Origin of the sequence: Streptomyces sp. AgN23, assembly GCF_001598115.1 — a bacterium.
Taxonomy (GTDB): Bacteria; Actinomycetota; Actinomycetes; order Streptomycetales; family Streptomycetaceae; genus Streptomyces; species Streptomyces antimycoticus.
The window spans coordinates 8596263-8612969 of sequence record NZ_CP007153.1 but is presented as its reverse complement, the minus strand read 5'-3'; the positions used below and the strand labels follow the sequence as shown (position 1 = coordinate 8612969).

The window sequence follows — 16707 nt, the reverse complement described above, 5'->3', positions numbered from 1 at the left end:
GTCACAGCCATGAGAGCCGAACACAGTCAGCAGCCAGAGTTCGGTCAGCGTGTCCGGCGGCGACGCGAGGAGTTGGGCTTCTCCCAACGCCGACTCGCTGGCGACATCGTGACCGCCAGCTATATCTCCCTCCTGGAGTCCGGTCAGCGCTCCCCCACACTCGACCTCGTGCTCCACCTCTCCGAGGTGCTCCAGATGCCGCTGGAGGAGCTGACCGGCCGTGACAGGTCTTCCGCCGCCTCCACCGAGCCCGGCGGCCTCGACCTGGTCATCGCGCGCTCCGCCGCCCGCGGCGCCGCCGAGCTGGGCGACCACGCCCGCGCGGCCGAGCTGCTCGCGGCCGCCTACACCACCGCGGCAGAGCGCGGCACGACCGCCCTCCAGCTCGACCTCGGCCTGGCGCTGCAGGAGGAGCTGCGGTCGGCCGGGCGGCAGCCCGACCGGCTGACGCTGCTGGAGCGCCTCGCCGATCAGGAGTGGGCCAAGACCGATCCGCATCTGCGCGTCGTCCTGTTCACCGAGCTGGCCACCGCACAGCGCGACACCGGGCGGCTGACGGACGCGCGCAAGTCGGCCTATACGGCGCTGGGCGAGATCGGCCCGGCCAAGCTCACCGGCGCGTTCGAGCATGTCCGGCTGCTCGGCATCCTGATCTCGGTGCTCTGCGAGCTCAACGACCTCGGCCAGGTCGAGCTGCTGCTCAAGGAGATGCTCGCGCTCGCCGAGGGCCACCGGCCGCCCGTGCGCGGCCGGGCCCACTGGGTCTCCAGCATCGCCTACTCCCAGCTCGGCATGGCCACCGCCGCCCGCCACCATCTGGACCTGGCCCGCGCCCAGCTCACCACGCCCGACACTCCGGTGCGCGACTGGCTGCGGTTCATGCGGTCGGCCGGCAATGTCCTGCTGGACGACGGCGACCCCGGCGCGGCGCTGCCGTGGCTGCAGGCCGCCGAGCAGGTCGGCCCCATGGTCAACGCCCCCGACGAGACCACCCGGATCGTCGCGCTGCGCGCCCGTTACGAACTGACCGTGGGCGCCGCCGCCCAGGTCGTCGAGGTCTACCCCCGGCTCATCGAGGGCTCCGCGCCGCTGACCGGCCCCGACCTGGTCCGCGCCAACCTCATCCAGGCCGAGGCGCTGGCCGACTTGGGCCGTACCGAGGAGGCCCAGGCGTTGCTGCGCCGGACCGCGGCCCTCTGCGACGAACTGACCGCCTATGAACTGGCCGTCCGTGTCTGGAAGCGCATCGACACGCTTCGCTCATGAGGATATTCGTCACCGGGGGCGCCGGCTTCATCGGTTCCCAGTTCGTACGGGCCCTGCTCGCGGGGGGAGCCGGCGGTCTCCGGGGGCGCCTCGGTGACCGTGTTCGACAAGCTCACCCACGCGGGGAACCTCGCCAATCCCGCCCCCGTGGCCGGCCACCCCGGCTACCGCTTCGTCCAGGGCGACATCCGTGACGCCGAACGTGTCCACGGACGAGGCGTACGGCTCCATCACCGATGGATCATGGCCCGAGGACCGCCCGCCGGCCCCCAACTCGCCCTACGCCGCCTCCAAGGCCGGCTCGGATCTGCCGACCCTGTCCTACCACCGCACCCACGGCCTGGATGTGGTGGTCACCCGCTGCTCCAACAGCGGGTGCGGATCTCGTTCGCGGACGGTCCGGCCGCGACGGTGCGGTGGTACGGGGACAACCGCGCCTGGTGGGAACCGCTGAAGAAGAAACCCGCCCTGATGCGGTGAGCGGGTCGCGTGCCGCCCGGCGGCAGGCGGCACGCGACCCCTTCGGCGAGCACCCGATCAGCGGATGCCGAGTTCGCCCAGCACCCGGCGCTGGGCGGAGCTGGGATTGGCCGGGAAGTAGAGGTAGCAGACGCCTCCGGTGCCCGAGACCACCTTGCCGTCGGCGTTGTACCGCTTCGTGCGGAGCCAGATGTTCTCCCACTGGCGCCGCTTGTAGATGTGGCGGACCGCGTCGTTGCTGGGCGAGGCCGGGTCGTTGGCGATGACGTCGCCGTCCGCCGTGAAGCCGATGACGGTCATCAGATGGCCCGAGGTGCCGTATCCCGCGCCGTCCAGCTCGGTCTTGAGGAAGGACTGCGAGGTGATCACCGGAATGCCCGCGCCGATCAGCTTCTCGGCGTCGGTGAGCGAGCCGAGCCGGGTGACCACGCCCTGCAGATCGCGGTAGGTGGCGGCGTAGGCGGCGTTGAACGGCCAGTTGCCGCAGCCGTCGTACTGGTAGTCGAAGGTGGCCCGGGCGGCGTGGCAGACCTGCGGATCGGCGTAGTCCGGGTTGACCCAGGACAGGTCCGCGGCGGAGGGCTTACGGCCCCAGTACTCGATGATCATCTGCGAGGAGGTGGGGCTGCACCATGCCTCGCCGCCGTTGTCGTACTCCGGGTACTGGCCCTTGTGGATCTCCTGCGAGTAGCGCGGTACGCCCAGTTCGCGCCCCTTGGGCAGGCTCGGCGTGGAGGCGGGCACCTCGAATCGGTCGGGGACGTCCGAGCCCATCGCGCCGACCCGCCACACCGTGGGGGTGAGCTTGGAGCCGGGCTTGCGGTAGAGGGTGAGCCGCACCTGGTACTTCGCCAGCCGCAGCCCGCTCGCCGGGTCGTCGATGGAGAAGGTGTCGGTCCACACCGAGCTCTTGTCGTCGCTCTGGTCGTCCACCGAGGTGCGCCGGATGGAGGAGGCGCCGTCGTCGGAGGCCCAGCGGCCCATCACATACCAGGGAGTCGCGGAGCCGTCCGTGTAGGTGCCCTTGAGCTCGATCTGGATCCAGGTACCGGCGGGGGTGCGGGCGTTCCAGGAGACGATGGCCTCGGTCGCGGGCACGGAGAGCGTGCGCACCGGGGAGGTCCAGGTGGCGTACTCCCAGGCGGCCTTGGTGCCGGTGTGCGGATCGGTGTAGTCCACGCTGCCCAGCGGGCGGGAGATCACGATGCCGGGGCGGGCGCCGCCCTCGGCGCGGACGCCCTTGGCGGCACCGGCCAGCCAGTCGGCGTGGCCGCTCCAGCCGTGGTACTCCGCGACCCGGGCGGCCTTCGAGCCCGCAGGGGCCGCGGCGGCCCCGGGGGTCCCCGAGCTCGGTGTCGCGGCGGCGGCCGGACGGGCCGTCCCGGCGGTCGCGGCTGTCGTGGTGACGGCGGCGGCGCCCGCGACGCCGAGGGCGGCGGCGAGCACGGAGCGGCGAGGCGTGGATCCAGATCTGGTCATGCGGGGTTCCCCCAGTCGTCGTCCAGCCCAGTGGGCGGCGCGTGCGCGACAGTCGCACAACTATGGCCGCTGCGAGTGGTCTCAGGCCAGTGATTCCCCCGGTACCCGCTCCATCAATATTGGTGTGAACCAATGGAGTGAACGAGCCGGAAGGGCCGTATGGTGGTCCCCGATGCGAACATACCCACCGGTTGGCTGCCTGGACGCGCTGGCGCGGCGCCTGCGTGCGCTGCCGCCGTCCTGCGGGCCGGTCCGGCTGGTCGCGGTCGACGGTCACGCCGGCTCCGGGAAGACCACCTTCGCCGGGCGGCTCGCCGAGGCGCTCGGTGGTGCCCCCGTCCTGCACACCGACGACTTCGCCACCCATGAGGAACTCTTCGGCTGGGCCGGGCGGCTGCGGAGCGAGGTCCTGGCCCCGCTGGCCCGGGGTACGGCCGCGCGCTACGCCCCGTACGACTGGGTGGAGCGCCGCTTCGCCACCACCCGGCGGCGGCTGGATCCCGCGCCGGTCGTGCTGCTGGAGGGCGTGGGCAGCGGCCGCCGCGCGGTGCGCCCGCGGCTGGCGCGGCTGTTGTGGATGGATCTGCCGGAGCGGGACTCCTGGCGGCGCGGACAGCTGCGGGACGGTCCGGAGCTGTCCGCATTCTGGGACGGATGGCTGCCCGCCGAGCGTGCGCATTTCGCCGCCGACCCCTCCCGCCCGTACGCCGGAACGCTGGTTCTGCAGCGAGAGGAGGGGTATGAGGTGCTACCGGGACCTGCGGCGAACGACGGAAACGCCCCCTGGCCTCACACAGCGTGAACCGGTGCTTCCGACCGGGTCCGACGCCCGCACCCGGCGCATGAGGCGTACCCCAACTCGGCTTGACCTGGGGCCCATACAGGTCTTACGTTCTCAATGTGCGACTCGTACGAGTCGTCCCACAACGCGAAGCCCCCGATTGTTCCCCCGTGATCGGGGGCTTCGTCCTGTCTGGCGCCGGTTTTCCACTGCTTTGCGCCGCCACTCCCTCACTCTGGGTGACGATCCGCCCCAGGCCCTGTGCGCCCCTTACACGCCCCCGCGCACACCTATCCGACCTTGTGTGATTGCGACGAACAACAGTGCGGCACCCTCGGCCCATGCGGACTGCGCAGGTACGATGCGAAAGGGGCATTCGCCCCTGCGGCATCCACGGGGGCTGGGGTTGTGGGGGACGTGATGGATTTCGGCACGCAAGGTTCGCACGCCCCGGCCGACCTCGCCTGGCTGCGGGCCGTCGACGCCTACACGATGGGCGCGTACGCACAGGCCGAGGAGGAGTTCCGGGCCGCCACGCGGCTCGATCCCGGAATGGCCGACGCCTGGCTCGGACTGCACGCGCTGCGGGCCGACACCGCGGCCGCGCTGCTGCGGATGTACCGGCACCGCGACCGCTTCGGCGAGCAGCGCGCCCGCCACCGCCGCACCCTCAACTCCTGGTACTGGCTGGGCTGGTGGGTCCAGCCGGTGCTGGAGACCAGCCGGGACCTGCTGCTGGCCCACGCCTCGCACTGGCTCGACGGCCGCCATGTGCCCGAGCTGGACCGGGCGCTGGCCGGCTGCCCGCCGGTGGAGGCCGATCCGCAGGCCCGCTTTCTGCACGCCTGCCGCGCCTATCTGGTCAAGGACTGGGAGCAGCTGGTGCGCCACACCGAGCCGCTGCTGGACGATCCGTTCCTCGGTATCGAGGCGGGTCTGTTCGCCGGGATGGCGCGGGTCCGGCTGGAGATGTACAGCCAGGCCGAACCGCTGCTCTCCGCCGCCTTAATGCGCTGCCGCAGCGAACAGCCCCAGCGCAAGGAGCTGCGCTACTGGCTCGCCCGCGCGCATGAGGGCACCGGGCGCAGCGCCGCCGCGCTCCCCCTCTACCGCGCGGTGCACCGCATCGACTCCACCTTCATGGACACCTCGGCGCGGCTCGCGGCGATAGCCGAGTCCGACGGGCTGGACGAGCCCGCGGATCTGGCCGCCGTCTCACTGGCCGGGGCCGGCGGCCAGGACGCCACGGACGGCCGGGACACCACCACCGACCCCGCCGATACGCTGCCCGCCGACGGCCGCGATCCGCGGGCCGCGGCCGAGGGGCCCGAGGGCCCGCCGCTGATGGGCCCGGCCGTGGTGGGCGCGGGCGGCACCCGCGCGCGGGCCGGTCTGCCGTCCCAGCCCGGCCCCTCGGATCCGGTGCTGCTGGAGAGCGCGCTGCAGGAGCTGGAGCGCATGGTCGGCCTGGAGCCGGTCAAGCGGCAGGTGCGGGCGCTGTCGGCGCAGCTCCACATGGCGCGGCTGCGTGCCGGGCAGGGCCTGCCGGTCCAGCCGCCCAAGCGGCACTTCGTCTTCTCCGGCCCCTCCGGCACCGGCAAGACCACTGTGGCCCGCATCCTCGGCCGGGTCTTCTACGCCCTCGGGCTGCTCGGCGGCGACCATCTGGTGGAGGCCGGGCGCGCCGATCTGGTCGGCGAGTACCTGGGCCAGACGGCGGTGAAGGCCAATGAGCTGATCGACTCGGCGCTCGGCGGAGTGCTCTTCGTCGACGAGGCGTACTCCCTGTCCAACTCGGGCTACAGCAAGGGCGACGCATACGGCGACGAGGCGCTTCAGGTGCTGCTCAAGCGCGCCGAGGACAACCGCGACCGGCTCGTGGTGATCCTCGCCGGCTACCCCGAGGGCATGGACCGGCTGCTGGCCGCCAACCCCGGCCTCGGCTCCCGCTTCACCACCCGCGTCGACTTCCCCAGCTACCGCCCGCTGGAGCTCACCCGCATCGGTGAGGTGCTGGCGGCGGAGAACGGGGATGTGTGGGACGAGGAGGCCGTGGAGGAGCTGCGCAGCATCAGCGGCCATGTGGTGGACCAGGGCTGGATCGACGAGCTGGGGAACGGGCGGTTCCTTCGCACGCTGTACGAGAAGAGCTGTGCCTACCGGGATTTGCGGCTCTCCGGGTGGAGTGGCACTCCGACGCGCGATGACCTGGCCACGTTGCGGCTGCCGGATCTGATGCAGGCGTACGGGGAGGTCCTGTCCGGTCGCGGTCCCATGTACCGCGACCCCCAGGACCCGCCCCTGGGGTAGCGCGCCCGCGCACCCCGGGCCCCGCCTTGGGGCAGCCGCGCCTGCGGCGGGCTTTCCCCCTGCCCGCCCCTTCCCACAACCGGGGCTCCGCCCCGGACCCCGCTCCTCAATCGCCGGAGGGGCTGATTCCAGCCCCTCCGGCGATTGAGGACACGCCCGAAGGACGTCCAGGGTCCAGGGGGCGGAGTCCCATGGTTCGGGAAGGGGCGGATAGGAGAAAGCCCGCCGCAGGCGCAACGGCCGCGGTCAGCCGGCCATCGCCCGCTCCTCCTTGGAGAGGGAGGCCGCCGCCTCGCCTCTGGGCTCGGCCACCCGGTCCCGGGCCCCACCGCGGTGCGCGGGGTCATGGACCTCGCCCACCAGCTTCTCCAGGACGTCCTCCAGGGCCACCAGCCCCAGCACCGTGCCGGACCCATCGGCGACCGCCGCCAGATGGGAGGCGGCCCGGCGCATCGCGGTCAGGGCGTCGTCCAGCGGCAGCTCCGCCCGGAGCGTCTCGATCGGATGCCAGACCCGCTGCGGCACGGCCCGCTCCGGGAACTCCAGCTCCAGGACGTCCTTCACATGCAGATAGCCCATGAAGGCGCCGCCGGGGCCGCGCACCGGAAAGCGCGAGTAGCCGGTGCGCACGGTCAGCTCCTCGATCTCCCGGGGGGTGACCGAGGGATCGACGGTGACCAGACCCGCCGGGTCCAGGAGGACGTCGGTGATCGGGCGGCTGCCCAGCTCCAGGGCGTCCGCGAGCCGCTCGTGCTCACCGGGGTCGAGCAGCCCGGCCTGCCGGGAGTCCTCGACCAGATGGGTCAGCTGCTCACTGGTGAAGACGGCCTCGACCTCGTCCTTGGGCTCCACCCGGAACAGCCGCAGCACCAGCCGGGCGCACGCCCCCAGCAGCGCGGTGACCGGCCGGCACAGCCGCGCGAAGCCGACCAGCCCGGGACCGAGCCACAGCGCGGTCTTGGCCGGTGCCGCCATGGCCAGGTTCTTCGGCACCATCTCGCCGATGAGCAGATGGAGGCAGACGACCACGGCGAGCGCGATGGCGTAGCCGAGGGGGTGCACCAGCTGCTCGGGCAGATGGACGGTGTGGAAGACCGGCTCCAGCAGCTGGGCGACGGTCGGCTCGGCGACCGCGCCGAGCGTCAGCGAGCAGATGGTGATGCCGAACTGCGCGGCGGCCATCATCTGCGGCAGGTTCTCCAGGCCGGTCAGGACCGTACGGGCGCGCCCGGAGCCCTCGGCCGCGCGCGGTTCGATCTGGCTGCGGCGCACCGAGACCAGGGCGAACTCGGCACCCACGAAGAAGCCGTTGGCCAGGACCAGCAGGGCGGCGAAGAGAAGCTGTACGACACTCATCGTCCGGTCCCCTCCCCGGCCACGGCGCCGGCAGTCACCTTCAGCGGCGTACCCGGCTTCGTACGGACGATGCGCACCAGCTCCGCCCGGTGGTGGCCGACCTGCCGGACGGCCAGCTTCCAGCCGGGCAGCTCGGCGGTGTCGCCGGGGACGGGGATCCGCGCCAGCAGATCGGCCACCAGCCCGGCCACGGTCTCGTACGGCCCGTCGGGCGCGTGGAGGCCGATCCGGCGCAGGGTGTCGACGCGGCAGCCGCCGTCGGCGTCCCAGGCGGTGCGGCCGTCCTCGGTGAGGGCCTGCACCAGGTCCGGGGTCTCCGACGCCTCGTCGTCGTGCTCGTCGCGCACCTCGCCGACCAGCTCCTCGACGATGTCCTCCAGGGTGACCACCCCGGCGGTGCCGCCGTATTCGTCGACGACCACGGCTATCGGCTGTTCGCTGCGCAGCCGCTCCAGCAGCGGCTGGACCGGCAGCGTCTCGGGAACCAGCAGCGGGGGCTGGGCGATCCGGCTGACGGAGGTCCGCAGCCGGTCCTCCGCGGGGACCGCGAGGGCGTCCTTGAGGTGCACCATCCCGATGACCTCGTCCAGCCGGTGGCGGTAGACGGGGAAGCGGGACAGCCCGGTGGCCCGGGTGAGGTTGAGCACATCCACGGCGGTCGCCGAGGAGTGCAGCGCGCTGACCCGCACCCGCGGGGTCATCACATGCTGGGTGGTCAGCTCGCCCAGGGACAGCGTGCGGACGAACAGATCCGCCGTGTCCTGCTCGATCGCGCCGGCCCGCGCCGAGTGGCGGGCCAGCGAGACCAGCTCACCGGGGGTGCGGGCGGAGGCCAGCTCCTCGGTGGGCTCGACGCCCAGCGCCCGCACCAGCCGGTTGGCCATGGTGTTGAGCAGGGCGATCACGGGCCGGAAGAAGCGGGCGAAGGCGTACTGCGGGCCCGCGACGAAGCGGGCGACCTGCAGCGGCCGGGAGATCGCCCAGTTCTTGGGCACCAGCTCACCGATGACCATCTGGACCGCGGAGGCCAGCAGCATGCCGAGGACGACGGCGACACCGGAGACGGCGCCGTGCGGCAGTCCGACCGCTTCCAGCGGCGCGGTCAGCAGATGGCCGAGCGCGGGCTCGGCGAGCATGCCGACGATCAGCGAGGTGATGGTGATGCCGAGCTGGGTGCCGGAGAGCTGGAAGGACAGCTCGCGCAGCGCCTCGACGACGGTACGGGCGCGCTTGTCGCCCTCGTCGGCGGCTCGCTCGGCGTCCGGCCGCTCGACGGTGACCAGGCCGAACTCGGCGGCCACGAAGAAGCCGTTGGCGAGGATCAGGACAAGTGCCGCGGAGAGCAGCAGGAGGGACAGGGTGGTGCTCATGCCGCCGCCTTGTGGCCGGCGGCGGCGCAGGTACTACAGGACGATCCGTCCATCTGCGGAGGGAGTCACTCCTCGGGTCGCAGGGGAGCCCGCCAGGGCGCACGGGGTGCGTGCGCACAGGGAGAGGCGGGGCGGGGCACCGTTCGGCCCCGGCAACAGGGTAATCAAGGATGGGGTGTGACGGGCAGGCCCCTCACGCCGTTGGAGTGCCGATCACTATGCCGACAGGTTCCGGGGGAACCGCCCGACAGGGGCGGAAACGGGCGGAAAGGGGCAGCTCGGCACTGCTGGGGCCGGGCGGACCGGCCGGGCGGCTCAGTCCACGGCACGACCCGTGCCGTGTTGCTCGGCGAGGGCGCGCAGGGCCCGCGCGTCGCTGATGGCCCGCGCCTTGGCGATGCCCGGCTGGATCCCCATCGCGGGCAGGCTGGTGCCGTCCGCGAGGTCCAGATAGACCCACGGGTCGCCGGGGCGCAGATTGACCCGGAGCACCTCCGCCCACTCCAGCCGCCGCTTGGTGGTGAGGTTGACGACGGTCACACCGCCCTCCTCGGCTATCACCTTGGGGCGGCTGAGCAGCGTCAGCACCCCGAAGAACAGCAGTCCGGTGATGATGAAGCTGGCCTTCTCCCCCGGCCCCAGCCGCTCCAGCAGCAGGGCGACCACCGTGAGGACGACCAGGACGGCGATGCCCACGGTCATCAGGACGGCGCGGGTCCTGGTCGGCCGGAAGGTGACGGGCAGGGCGGGCGGGGGCGTGGCGGCGGACACGTGGGCCGGCCTCTCGGATGAGGAGGGAACGGGAGGGAAGGCGGGGCGGGGCGTGCCGTCAGAGGCGGCAGGCGTGGATGCCCGTGGTGAGGATGGCCCGGGCCCCCAGGTCGTAGAGCTCGTCCATGATCCGCTGGGCGTCCTTCGCGGGGACCATCGAGCGGACCGCGACCCAGCCCTCGTGGTGCAGCGGGGAGACGGTGGGCGACTCCAGGCCCGGGGTGAGCGCGACGGCACGCTCCACCTGCTCCACCCGGATGTCGTAGTCCATCATCACGTACCGCCGGGCGACCAGGACGCCCTGCATCCGGCGGAGGAACTGCTGGACCTTGGGGTCGTCGCTGGGGTCGCCGGTGCGGCGGATGACGACCGCCTCGGACTCCAGGATGGGCTCGCCGATGATCTCCAGCCCGGCGTTGCGCAGGGTGGTGCCGGTCTCGACCACATCCGCGATGATCTCGGCGACACCGAGCTGGATGGCGGTCTCGACGGCGCCGTCGAGGTGGACCACGGCGGCGTCCACGCCGTGGTCGGCGAGGTGCTTGGTGACCAGTCCGGCGAAGGAGGTGGCCACGGTCATCCCGCCGAACTCGCTGACGTCCGTGGCCGTGCCGGGACGGGTGGCGTAGCGGAAGGTGGACCCGGCGAAGCCGAGCTGCATGATCTCCTCGGCCTGGGAGCCGGAGTCCAGCAGCAGATCGCGGCCGGTGATGCCGATGTCGAGCCGGCCGGAGCCCACGTAGACGGCGATGTCGCGGGGGCGGAGGAAGAAGAACTCCACCTCGTTCTCCGCGTCGACGAGGACCAGCTCCCGGCGGTCCTTGCGCTGCCGGTAGCCCGCCTCATGGAGCATCGCCGACGCAGGCTCGGACAGTGAACCCTTGTTGGGGACGGCGATGCGCAGCATGAGTGCTCTTTCCTTCGGTTGCGAGGGTGAGGGTGTGGGCGGGGGGGGTGTCAGAGGTGGGCGTAGACGTCGTCGAGGGTCAGCCCCTTGGCGACCATCATCACCTGAAGGTGGTACAGGAGCTGAGAGATCTCCTCGGCGGTCGCCTCGTCGCTTTCGTACTCGGCGGCCATCCACACCTCGGCGGCCTCCTCCACGACCTTCTTGCCGATGGCGTGCACACCGGAGTGGACCAGTTCGGCGGTGCGGGAGGTGGCGGGGTCGGCCGTGGCGGCCTTCTGCTGGAGCTCGGTGAAGAGCTCCTCGAACGTCTTCTTGGGCATGGTGTCCGTCATCCTACTTGGGCCGTCCGACACCCCTCAGCGCCAGGGTTCGGCGACCGAGCGCAGGGTGGTGGCGGTGGCGACGGCCGCGGTCACCGCCTCATGGCCCTTGTCCTCGCTGGAGCCCGCGATCCCGGCCCGGTCCAGGGCCTGCTCCTCGGTGTCGCAGGTCAGCACGCCGAAGCCGATGGGCACGCCGGTGTCCACGCTGACCTGGGTCAGCCCCTGGGTGACGCCCTGGCACACATAGTCGAAGTGCGGGGTGCCGCCGCGGATGACGACGCCCAGGGCCACGATCGCGTCATAGCCGCGGCCGGCGAGCACCTTCGCGACCACCGGCAGCTCGAAGCTGCCCGGCACCCGCAGCACGGTGGGCTCGTCGATGCCCAGCTCTCCCAGGGCGCGCAGGGCGCCGTCGAGCAGCCCGTCCATCACCTTCTCGTGCCACTGTGCGGCGATGACGGCGACGCGCAGGTCCCCGCAGTTCTTCACGGACAGTTCGGGGGCGCCCTTACCGCTCACGTCTCTCCTCGGTGCTTTCTCTGATGTGCTGGCGTATGGGGGTACTTGAGGTGGTCACTGGTTGCCGCAGGCGGAAACGGGCTCGGCGCGGTCGCCGTCCAGCCAGGGCAGGTCGTGCCCCATCCGGTCCCGCTTCGTCCGCAGATAGCGGAGGTTGTGCTCGCCGGCCTGGACGGGCATCGGCTCCCGGCCGGTGACCCGCAGCCCGTGCCGGACCAGCCCCGAGGTCTTGTCCGGGTTGTTGGTCATCAGCCGCAGCGAGCGCACGCCGAGGTCGGCGAGGATCTCCGCGCCCGCGGCGTAGTCCCGCGCGTCGGCGGGCAGGCCGAGCTCCAGATTGGCGTCCAGGGTGTCCCGGCCCAGCTCCTGCAGCTCGTACGCGCGCAGCTTGGACAGCAGCCCGATACCGCGTCCCTCGTGGCCGCGCAGATACAGCACGATGCCACGGCCCTCTGCGGTGACCCGCTCCAGCGCGGCGTGCAGCTGGGGGCCGCAGTCGCAGCGCAGCGAGTGGAAGACATCGCCGGTGAGGCATTCGGAGTGGACGCGGACCAGCACGTCCTCACCGTCCCCGATCTCGCCCTGGACCAGCGCGATGTGCTCCACGCCGTCGGACGCGCGGTAGCCGAACGCCCGGAAGTCGCCGAAGGCGGTGGGCAGCCGGGTCTCGGCCTCGCGCCGCACGAGCGGCTCGGCGGGCTTGCGGTACGCGATCAGATCGGCGATGGAGACGATCGCCAGGTCGTGCTTGCGGGCGAAGGCGACCAGGTCGGGCAGGCGCAGCATCACGCCGTCCTCGCCCGCGATCTCGCAGATCACGGCCGCCGGGCGCAGTCCGGCCAGCCGGGCCAGGTCGACCCCGGCCTCGGTGTGGCCGTCGCGGGCGAGCACGCCGCCGGGGCGGGCGCGCAGCGGGAAGATATGGCCGGGGCGCACGAGGTCACCGGGGACGGTGGCCGGGTCGGCCAGCAGCCGCAGGGTGGTGGCCCGGTCGGCGGCGGAGATCCCGGTGCTGACGCCGTGTTCGGCGGTGGCGTCGACCGAGACCGTGAAGGCGGTCCGCATGGACTCGGTGTTCTCTTCGACCATCTGGGGAAGCCGGAGCCGGTCGAGGTCGGCGCCCTCCATGGGCGCGCAGATGAGTCCCCGGCACTCGTTCATCATGAACGCGACGATCTCCGGGGTGATCATCTCGGCGGCGGCGACGAGGTCGCCCTCGTTCTCCCGGTCCTCGTCGTCCACGACGACGACGGGGCGGCCCGCGGCGATGTCGGCGATGGCCCGCTCGATGGGGTCCAGGGCCAGTTCGTCGGGCCAGTGCGCGGCTCGCAGGGGAGCGGCCGGGCCGCCCGGAAGCGGTTCGGTGACCGCGTATGCCTCGCTCATGCTGTGGCCTCCTTGTCCTGCGTGCCGTTGTCCAGCAAGCCGTTGTTCCGCAGGGCGTCGACCTGCGTGCCGTTGCTCCGCGAGCCGTTGCCCCGCGGGGCGTTGTCCCGTCCCAGCAGCCGCTCGACGTACTTGGCGAGCACGTCCACCTCGAGGTTGACCGGGTCCCCGGCCTGTTTGACGCCGAGCGTGGTGAGCGCGAGGGTCGTCGGGATGAGGCTGACGGTGAAGTAGTCGAAGCCCGCGTCGACGACGGTCAGGCTGATGCCGTCGACCGTGATGGAGCCCTTCTCGACGACATAGCCGCTCAGCTCCGCGGGCAGCGAGATCTTCACGATCTCCCAGTGCTCGGAGAGCTTGCGGTCCACGATGGCGCCGGTGCCGTCCACATGGCCCTGCACGATGTGGCCGCCGAGCCGTCCGCCCAGCGCCATGGGGCGCTCCAGATTGACCCGGGAGCCGACGTCGAGCGCGCCGAGGCTGGAGCGGTCCAGGGTCTCGGCCATGACGTCGGCGCTGAACCGGGTGCCCTCCGCGTCCTCGATGAGGTCCACGACGGTGAGACAGACCCCGTTGACGGCGATGGAGTCGCCGTGCTTCGCCCCCTCGGTCACGACGGGGCCGCGCACCTGGAAGCGGGACGCGTCGCCCAGGTGCTCGATGGCGACGATCTCACCCAGTTCTTCGACAATTCCGGTGAACACTTCAGTTCTCCTCGGCGAGGGGGGCGGGGGCGACGGGAACGGCGGTGACGCGCAGATCGGGACCGAGCCGGGTGACGTCGGCCGTCTCGAGGCGCAACGCCTGCCCGATGGTGGTGATTCCGGCGTCGGCGAGGGCGGCGGGGCCCGCGCCGAGCAGGACGGGAGCGAGATAGCCGACGACCTTGTCGACGGCGCCCGCGGCGAGGAACGCGCCGGCGAGGGTGGGGCCGCCCTCCAGCAGGACGGAGCGCACTCCGCGCTCGTGCAGCGCGGCCAGGAGCGCGGGGATCGCGAGGCCGCCGTCCGCGCGTGGCAGCCTTACGGTCTCCACGCCCGGCCGCCGGGGCAGATGGGCGGTACTGGCGTCCTCGGCGACGGCGAGCAGTGTGGGCGCGGCGTCGTCCAGGACCCGGGCGCCGGACTTGATGGTCGCGCCCGGGTCCACGACGACCCGCAGCGGCTGGGTGACTCCCTCCCGGTCCCGTACGGCCAGGTGGGGGTCGTCGGCGCGCAGGGTGCCGGAGCCGACGACGACGGCGTCGGCCTCCGCGCGCAGCCGGTGCACATCGGCGCGGGACTCGGGTGAGGTGATCCACCGGCTGGTGCCGTCGGCGGCGGCGCTGCGGCCGTCCAGCGTCGCGGCGAACTTCCACAGTACGAAGGGGCGGCCGCGGCGCATCGCGGTCAGCCAGGGCTCGTTGACCGCCTCGGCCTCCTCGGCCAGCAGCCCGGACTCGACCTCGACCCCGGCCGCGGCGAGGGTGGCGGCGCCGCCCCGGGCCTGTGCGGTGGGGTCGCCGACGGCGTAGTGGACGCGGGTGATCCCGGCGGCGATCAGGGCCTGGGAGCAGGGGCCGGTGCGTCCGGTGTGGTCACACGGTTCGAGGGTGACGAGGGCGGTGCCGCCACGGGCCCGCTCCCCCGCCGCGCGCAGCGCGTGAACCTCGGCATGCGGACCGCCGGCCCGCTGGTGCCAGCCCTCACCGACCACGCGGCCGCCGGCGTCGAGAATGACGCAGCCGACGACGGGGTTGGGGCTGGTGTGGCCGAGGCCGCGGGCGGCGAGCGCGACGGCATGGCGCATCGCTTGGGCTTCGGCTGCGGTGGCCACCGGGTCCTCCTGCCTCTTCGGGCACGGACTCCGGGGCTGTCGAGATGACAAAGGAACGGGAACGCCGTCTCCGGCACGCCAGGTTCGGCAGAGCGCCCGCCCTGCCTACGCAGGGACGGACCGCCGAGGCGGCGCACCGGTGATGTCGCTACCGCCGCGCACTGCCTCCCATCCGGACTCTCACCGTCGGTCCAGGAATTTCACCTGGTCAACCGACCGCTGGCGGCGGACGGGTCGCGGACTGTAACCGCCGGTTCGGATTTTCACCGACCCCGGAGTGCGCTGACGTCACTGGTACGCCCCTAGTGTGCCATGGCCATCAGCGCAGGTGGGAGGCGAGGCCGGTGTGGCCTCCCTCACCCGCCCGGCCTCGGGCCGGGCCGGATCCCCCACCCCGCCCCTTCCCGAAACCGGGGGCAAGCCCCCGACCCCCGGCACACCGACCACCGGCGGCCGCGACGGCCGCGGCGGTCGCCGGGCGCGGGCCCACACCTGTCCCGGCCGCCCGCGGGGCGCCCGGGCCTCGGCAGACTCCGCCGCATCTGCGTCAGCCCCGAACCGGGAGCGGGGCCCGGGGGCTTGCCCTCGGTTTCGGGGAGGGGCGGGGTGGGGAAGGAAGACCCGCTGCCCCGCTACCCCTGCGCGATGCTGTCCAGTTGCTCCACCGCCGGCCGCAGGGCCCACAGGTCGCCGCCGGGCGGGGCCTGGAGCTTGTCCACCGCCGCGCGGGCCTTGCGGTCCCCGGCGTCGGCCGCCGCGTGGACGATGTCACTCGCCGCGTAGGCGCGGAGGTCGAGTTCCGGGTACGGCCAGGGCGCGGCGCCGGTGGCCGCCGGGAGCAGAATGTCGACCGCCTTGAAGAGGTTCGCGCCACCGGGCCCGGTGTAGTGCCACAGGTCCACGCCGACGTGCTTGCCGATGGCGGCCATCCGGGTGTACGCGACGAGGTTGAACGTCGAGTAGTGGAAGCTGCGGGTGCGCTCGAGCTCCTGGGGCTGCGTGCCGTCGGCCGCGATCTGGGTGTCGATGCGCTTGGTGCGGGCGTCGCGAAGCACCTGGCGGGCGCGGTCCCGGTCGCCCACGGCGGTGGCGATGGCGGCGACCTGCATGTCGTAGAAGGTGCCGTGGTTGTTCTCGGCGGCGCCTTCCTCCTTGCCGAAGTCGCTGTTCACCAGCCAGTCCAGGAACTGCTTGTTCCAGGTGCGGAAGCCCTCGTGGTCGCTCTTGGACCAGCCGGGGGCGCCGGTGTCGAGGAGGGCGGCGGCGTCCAGGAGGCTGGTGAAGCCCTGGGAGAAGTCGATGATCCCGATCGAGCGGCCGTCGTACACGCAGGGGATGAACTGGGCGTGGTTCAGGCTCGGGTTCATCCGGGTCGCGGGGGTGACGAACCAGGTGCGCAGGATGTCGGCGGCGTGCTCGGCATAAACCCGCTTACCGGTGTAGTACCAGGCCAGGGAGAGCTCGTAGGCGGATTCGAAGACCTTGCCGACCTCGGGACGGTCCGTCATCTTGTCCACGTCGGGGTTCCGTTGGCCATCCTTCTGAACGTAAGGGCAGCCGTACGGATTGTCGTCGGTCTTGGGCCGGCTCGGCCACCAATAGGGGGCCTGGCTGAAGTAGTCGTGTTTGTCGCCGCTGGGCGGCACCTGGTCCTTGTCGGTGACCGTCCAGGGGCCCTGGTCCATCCACTGGTCGGCCCGGGCGGTCAGATCGCGTACGGTCCGCCGCAGATTCCGGTCTCCCAGCTGCAGTTTCAGCTTGGTGAGGGACAGTCGGGGCCCATCGAGCACCACCGTCCGGGGCACCGAGCCGGAAGGCCGCGCGGGCTCGGCGCCCTGCGCGGAGGGGGCGGCGGGGATCGCCAGGACGGACAGGAGGGCGGAGGCGGTGACGATCGCCCGGGCGAACCGCCCGCGTCCCGCTGGAGGTGCACCCATTGAG

14 protein-coding genes, 1 pseudogene and 1 riboswitch are annotated in these 16707 nt (G+C 72.3%); of the genes and pseudogenes, 4 read left to right on the top strand and 11 right to left on the bottom strand.

Annotated features, from left to right (window positions below):
• Window positions 1–9: 9 nt before the first annotated feature.
• Window positions 10–1266, top strand: coding sequence for a helix-turn-helix domain-containing protein (locus AS97_RS37415; protein WP_210566436.1), 1257 nt, complete (start codon window positions 10–12; stop codon window positions 1264–1266).
• Window positions 1263–1746 (top strand): annotated as a pseudogene (locus tag AS97_RS37410) (GDP-mannose 4,6-dehydratase). Before AS97_RS37415 ends, AS97_RS37410 begins: the two are co-directional and overlap by 4 nt.
• 57 nt (window positions 1747–1803) lie before the next feature.
• Here the strand turns inward: AS97_RS37410 and AS97_RS37405 are convergent.
• On the bottom strand, window positions 1804–3225 hold the full coding sequence (locus tag AS97_RS37405) for a peptidase C39 family protein (protein WP_210566435.1): 1422 nt from the start codon (window positions 3223–3225) through the stop codon (window positions 1804–1806).
• A 172-nt stretch (window positions 3226–3397) separates the two neighbouring features.
• Between AS97_RS37405 and AS97_RS37400 the strand changes: the two genes are divergently transcribed.
• Together AS97_RS37400 and AS97_RS37395 are read left to right on the top strand one after the other, a co-directional pair.
• Window positions 3398–4027, top strand: a complete 630-nt coding sequence (locus AS97_RS37400) for a hypothetical protein (protein ID WP_059145765.1) — start codon at window positions 3398–3400, stop codon at window positions 4025–4027.
• A 399-nt stretch (window positions 4028–4426) separates the two neighbouring features.
• Window positions 4427–6316: an AAA family ATPase gene (locus tag AS97_RS37395; RefSeq protein WP_059145764.1), complete on the top strand. Its 1890-nt coding sequence runs from the start codon at window positions 4427–4429 to the stop codon at window positions 6314–6316.
• 246 nt (window positions 6317–6562) lie between these two features.
• On the opposite strand, the gene AS97_RS37390 is transcribed toward AS97_RS37395, so the two are convergent.
• The 10 genes from AS97_RS37390 to AS97_RS37345 all read right to left on the bottom strand — a co-directional run bounded on the left by AS97_RS37390 (window position 6563) and on the right by AS97_RS37345 (window position 16703).
• Window positions 6563–7672: a hemolysin family protein gene (locus AS97_RS37390; RefSeq protein ID WP_059145763.1), complete on the bottom strand. Its 1110-nt coding sequence runs from the start codon at window positions 7670–7672 to the stop codon at window positions 6563–6565.
• Window positions 7669–9042 carry a hemolysin family protein gene (locus AS97_RS37385; RefSeq protein WP_059145762.1) on the bottom strand — a complete coding sequence of 458 codons (1374 nt, stop codon included), beginning with the start codon at window positions 9040–9042 and terminating at the stop codon, window positions 7669–7671. Before AS97_RS37385 ends, AS97_RS37390 begins: the two co-directional genes overlap by 4 nt.
• Window positions 9043–9357: 315 nt before the next feature.
• The gene (locus tag AS97_RS37380) at window positions 9358–9813 is read right to left on the bottom strand and encodes a PH domain-containing protein (protein ID WP_059145761.1); all 456 of its coding nucleotides are present in this window, start codon (window positions 9811–9813) and stop codon (window positions 9358–9360) included.
• A 58-nt stretch (window positions 9814–9871) separates the two neighbouring features.
• Entirely contained in the window at window positions 9872–10720 is an 849-nt protein-coding gene (gene hisG / locus AS97_RS37375; RefSeq protein WP_059145760.1) for an ATP phosphoribosyltransferase, read from the bottom strand.
• A gap of 50 nt (window positions 10721–10770) precedes the next feature.
• Window positions 10771–11055: a phosphoribosyl-ATP diphosphatase gene (locus AS97_RS37370; protein ID WP_043235886.1), complete on the bottom strand. Its 285-nt coding sequence runs from the start codon at window positions 11053–11055 to the stop codon at window positions 10771–10773.
• Between the two features lie 24 nt (window positions 11056–11079).
• Entirely contained in the window at window positions 11080–11565 is a 486-nt protein-coding gene (gene ribH, locus AS97_RS37365) for a 6,7-dimethyl-8-ribityllumazine synthase (RefSeq protein ID WP_059145759.1), read from the bottom strand.
• Window positions 11566–11619: 54 nt separating this feature from the next.
• On the bottom strand, window positions 11620–12951 hold the full coding sequence (locus AS97_RS37360; protein WP_236670097.1) for a bifunctional 3,4-dihydroxy-2-butanone-4-phosphate synthase/GTP cyclohydrolase II: 1332 nt from the start codon (window positions 12949–12951) through the stop codon (window positions 11620–11622).
• Complete coding sequence (locus AS97_RS37355; protein WP_125761732.1) at window positions 12948–13655, bottom strand: riboflavin synthase; 708 nt, start codon at window positions 13653–13655, stop codon at window positions 12948–12950. Before AS97_RS37355 ends, AS97_RS37360 begins: the two co-directional genes overlap by 4 nt.
• A gap of 1 nt (window position 13656) precedes the next feature.
• Window positions 13657–14766, bottom strand: a complete 1110-nt coding sequence (gene ribD, locus AS97_RS37350) for a bifunctional diaminohydroxyphosphoribosylaminopyrimidine deaminase/5-amino-6-(5-phosphoribosylamino)uracil reductase RibD (RefSeq protein ID WP_125761735.1) — start codon at window positions 14764–14766, stop codon at window positions 13657–13659.
• Between the two features lie 154 nt (window positions 14767–14920).
• Window positions 14921–15051, bottom strand: a riboswitch (FMN riboswitch).
• Window positions 15052–15398: 347 nt separating this feature from the next.
• Window positions 15399–16703 carry an alginate lyase family protein gene (locus AS97_RS37345; protein ID WP_125762185.1) on the bottom strand — a complete coding sequence of 435 codons (1305 nt, stop codon included), beginning with the start codon at window positions 16701–16703 and terminating at the stop codon, window positions 15399–15401.
• Window positions 16704–16707: the final 4 nt, after the last annotated feature.